Annotated in this window: 6 protein-coding genes; 5 read left to right on the forward strand and 1 reads right to left on the reverse strand. The window is 43.4% G+C overall.

Translation table 11 applies throughout. The features are described 5' to 3' along the window. Nucleotides 1-191 precede the first annotated feature (191 nt). The gene (locus tag ACFE93_RS34080) at nt 192-1,358 is read left to right on the forward strand and encodes an AI-2E family transporter (RefSeq protein ID WP_375480472.1); all 1,167 of its coding nucleotides are present in this window, start codon (nt 192-194) and stop codon (nt 1,356-1,358) included. A gap of 122 nt (nt 1,359-1,480) precedes the next feature. Continuing rightward, nucleotides 1,481-1,660, forward strand: a complete 180-nt coding sequence (locus ACFE93_RS34085; protein WP_375480474.1) for an alpha/beta fold hydrolase — start codon at nt 1,481-1,483, stop codon at nt 1,658-1,660. A 264-nt stretch (nt 1,661-1,924) separates the two neighbouring features. Here the strand turns inward: ACFE93_RS34085 and ACFE93_RS34090 are convergent, their stop codons facing one another. Further along, entirely contained in the window at nt 1,925-2,071 is a 147-nt protein-coding gene (locus tag ACFE93_RS34090; protein ID WP_375480476.1) for a hypothetical protein, read from the reverse strand. A gap of 116 nt (nt 2,072-2,187) precedes the next feature. On the opposite strand from ACFE93_RS34090, the gene ACFE93_RS34095 reads away from it, so the two are divergent. The 3 genes from ACFE93_RS34095 to ACFE93_RS34105 all read left to right on the forward strand — a co-directional run bounded on the left by ACFE93_RS34095 (nt 2,188) and on the right by ACFE93_RS34105 (nt 3,929). After that, nucleotides 2,188-2,676, forward strand: a complete 489-nt coding sequence (locus tag ACFE93_RS34095) for a GNAT family N-acetyltransferase (RefSeq protein ID WP_375480478.1) — start codon at nt 2,188-2,190, stop codon at nt 2,674-2,676. Between the two features lie 33 nt (nt 2,677-2,709). Further along, nucleotides 2,710-3,387 carry a ComF family protein gene (locus tag ACFE93_RS34100; protein WP_375480480.1) on the forward strand — a complete coding sequence of 226 codons (678 nt, stop codon included), beginning with the start codon at nt 2,710-2,712 and terminating at the stop codon, nt 3,385-3,387. An 86-nt stretch (nt 3,388-3,473) separates the two neighbouring features. Next, nucleotides 3,474-3,929: a PPC domain-containing protein gene (locus ACFE93_RS34105; RefSeq protein ID WP_375480482.1), complete on the forward strand. Its 456-nt coding sequence runs from the start codon at nt 3,474-3,476 to the stop codon at nt 3,927-3,929. Nucleotides 3,930-4,032 lie beyond the last annotated feature (103 nt).

A 4,032-nucleotide genomic window follows, 5' to 3' on the forward strand; every position in this document is an offset into this window, starting at 1 on the left:
CCCCATTACCCCTTATCCCCAGAGGGGGCTCCACCTTCCCCATTTCCCATTCCCCATTCTCTTTTGGTTCAAAATTCTCCATTGGGGTTAGTCTAACTCCTGAACTAGAAGGATGAATAAGACTCATATAGTTAGAGATAATAAGCTGTAAAGAAAAATTTCATTTAGTTCTATTCCGCAATCAGCTCAAAATGCAGACACGTAAGCTACTCGACTGGTGGCAAAGATTCACTCCAATAGCGCGAATCGGGGCGATCGCGTTATTCCTTCCGCTGCTAGTTCTCAATGGTTGGGCACTTTCGGTATTCTTTAATTATTTCCATTCTCTCATAGTCATTTTAGTTGCAGCCTCAGTGCTAGCATTTCTGCTCAACTACCCCGTGAGCTGGATGGAGCATCATGGTGCGAAGCGAGAGCAAGTTGCTATTTTAGTATTTCTCTTGGCTTTATCGATTTTATTGGCGTTGGGTGTGACACTTTTTCCCCTGGCTCTTACCCAAGCTCAACAACTGGTGGCTCGTTTGCCAGAGTTAATCGACTCTGGACGCTCTCAGTTAATGATATTAAACGGAAAAGCTGAGACTTTTGGCATACCGATTAACCTCGATGCTCTGGTGGTGCAAATCAACGATCGCGTCAAAGGACAATTGCAAGCGATCGCAGGACAAGTTTTAAATCTAGCTGTACTCACAGTTACTAGCCTGCTAGATATTCTCTTAACGATAGTTTTGACTTTTTATCTTTTACAGCACGGGGGTGAACTTTGGGAAAGTTTAGTCGAATGGCTACCTAATAAATTTCGCGATCCTTTTTCTAAAACAGTCCGCTTAAGCTTCCAAAATTTCTTCATCACCCAGTTGATTTTATCTACCTGTATGGCTTCAGCCCTTATTCCTACCTTTTTGTGGCTGAAAGTGCCATTTGGATTGCTATTCGGACTAACTATTGGTCTGATGGCTCTTGTCCCCTTTGGCGGTTCTGTAGGCATCGCCCTGACTACACTATTGGTAGCATTACAAGATTTTTCAATGGGTGTGAGAGTGTTGATCGCAGCGGTAATTGTACAGCAAATTCTCGAAAATTTAATTGCCCCCCGAATTTTAGGCAGTTTTACTGGTTTAAATCCAGTTTGGATTTTAATTTCAGTCTTAACAGGGGCAAGAATTGGCGGACTGTTGGGTGTAATTGTGGCAGTACCTACAGCTGTTGTGATTAAGACTGCTTTAAGTGCCTTGCGTCCTGCTAGCGGGACAAACGACAGCACCATTGGGGAGATAACTGCATCCGTTCCAGCAAATGAGTCATCGAAAGCTGACGCCAACAACACTTTGAGCATTTCTGAAGCGACATTGCCCTAATAGTTGTCTTTGCTCTCGATATACATCTCGATATACATAGGATTCACATGAGTACAATCACTACCAAAGACGGTACGCAGATATACTACAAGGACTAAGAAACAGTACCCACAGTTATTCTCTTGCACGGCTGGCCGCTTAATGCTGATAGTTGGGAAATCCAAGCGCTGTTCCTGGCATCGCAGGGCGATCGCGTCATCACCCACGATCGCCGTGGGCATGGCAGATCGAGTCAGCTCTGGAACACCAATATTCATGCAGACAGGTTCAACGCCGACCTGCTGTCGTTCCTTAAGAGGTGACACCGAGCCACTGATTTAAAATATCAATGTTGAAGACCCAAACGGGTGCGTTCTCGTTTTTTCGCAACCTGTTTCGGACAACTCTTTCAAACTCAACAACTACAGCACTCATAATCATAAAAAAACTAGCAAGAAAAATTGCAGTTTTTACGGGTGGCATCCAAAAGAATCGATGCCTCTATTGCCAAACATCTTGCAGCCGAAGGTGCAATCGCAGTACAGGCAAATGTTGCAAAAAAGGCAGAGATCGAACATCTTTTGGAATTATTTTTTACATAAATCTAAATTTAAGGTCATAAAGAAGTTGTCAATCAGCATATTTGGCAAGAATACACCTGGTTGGGCATTGATGATGTAGGTAGATGTAGAGCCGATTTCTTCGTTAAAGATGACTTTTCTTAGCACTGGCATAATTCACGCCTTGAGAGTACAGCCTGAAATGGACTCTGCAAGAATTGCTATTTGCTGGGTAAATTGGGATATAGATGCGGAAAAATTTTCTGTGTAAACTTGACCAGCAAATGGTAATGAAAAACTATTATCAAGATTTTTTAATTCGTGATTGGGTGGAAAGCGATCGCACAAGAGCCGCTGAAGTCATCAGTTATGTATTATCAGAATACGGTCTGGGTTGGGAACCAAAGGGGGCTGACCGAGATGTGCTGCGCGTAGAGGAATGTTATTTAGCTACTGGGGGAGAGTTTTGGGTAATTGAACACCAAAGTCAGTTAGTAGGTACTGGAGCATACTACCCCATACACCGAGGCGAAAAAGCTGTAGAAATCCGTAAAATGTATCTTCTACCCAGCATCAGGGGTTTGGGATTAGGGAAATATTTGTTACAACAGCTAGAAGCAGCGATCGCAAAGCGTGGTTTTCAACAAATTTGGATTGAAACTGCCAGCGTTTTGGTGGAAGCAGTCAAGCTGTATGAAAGCAATGGCTACACTCCAGCAACAGGAGTAGAAACAACAAGGTGCGATCGCGTGTATGTTAAGTCATTGGTCAAAGACTAATGACTAATGACTAATGACAAAGGACGATTCTAAATGCACGCTTGGATTAAAAATCTCACAGGCTTACTCAATCTTTTTCTCCAATCCCATTGCCCCCTATGTCAACGCGCAACTTCCCAAGAATTCTGTCAGAACTGCACCAGACAACTGCAAAAATGTCAACGTAAAGACCCGATTTCTCTATGGCAAGAGCCTATACCTGTGTTTGGCTGGGGGGAATATGGTGGCCCAGTGAAACGCGCGATCGCTGCGATGAAATACGAAAATCAACCCCAAATAGCTCGTCCTTTGGGTCAATGGTTAGGAGAAGCATGGTTGTTAAATTCACCAAGGCGAGATAGCCAGCCTGTGGTAGTTCCCATCCCACTCCACCCTAGCAAACAAAAACAACGTAAATACAATCAAGCTGCACTGATAGCACAAAGCTTCTGCGAAATAACCGGATTAAAATTGAAACTAAACGGTTTAGCAAGAGTGCGAGAAACTGAAGCGCAGTTTGGTTTGTCGGTATCTAAACGAGAAAAAAACTTGGACAAAGCTTTTGCTATTGGGCAAGAATTTCGCCATCGTCCTCCAAATGTCCCTGTGCTGTTAGTGGACGACATTTATACTACTGGTGCTACTGCCAGGTCTGCTGTGCAAACACTTCGTCAGTATGGAATTGTGGTCTTAGGATTAGTAGCTGTAGCCACTGCCGTCAAAGACGGGTAAATCAAAAATTAACGGGCAAGCTTTAACTAATAAGTGGATACATTGACCGAATTAACCTATTTTTGTAGAAAAATTGCTTAAAATGTATGAATAAAGTTTTTGCGGCAGGTTTAAAACAACTCATCATCATTCCTGCCACATTGCTGGCAATAGGCATTAGTACAAGTGCAGCTTTTGCTCAAAATAAATTGTATAGTCCAATACCTTTATCTAACAGCACTGAACTTTCCGATAGCCTGTCTGACAAAGATATTCCCACAGGTCAAGGTGGGTTTGCCCGTGATTACACTGTGAAGTTGCAGAAGGGCGATAATTTAGCAGTTGACCTGTCATCGGAAAACTTTGACAGTATCATCACACTGCTGGCACCTGATGGTTCGACTCTGGCAGAAAATGATGATGGCCCTGATGGTAGTAGCAATTCTTTACTGTTTACTCGCATCGTAGAGACAGGGAATTATGTTATTCGTGTCCGGTCTTTTGGGGAAACTGGGGTTGGGGCTTTTAAACTCAAAGTGACGAAGTTGCAACCGATTAAATGAAGTGGGCATGGGGCATTGGGCATTGAGAAGAGACAAGGTAGACAAGGAAGAAGGGGGAGATAAGGGAGAGACTTGTCCAATAATTCACCCTTGTCTCCCCTGC

This window comes from uncultured Nostoc sp. (assembly GCF_964247315.1).
Classification (GTDB): Bacteria; Cyanobacteriota; Cyanobacteriia; order Cyanobacteriales; family Nostocaceae; genus Nostoc.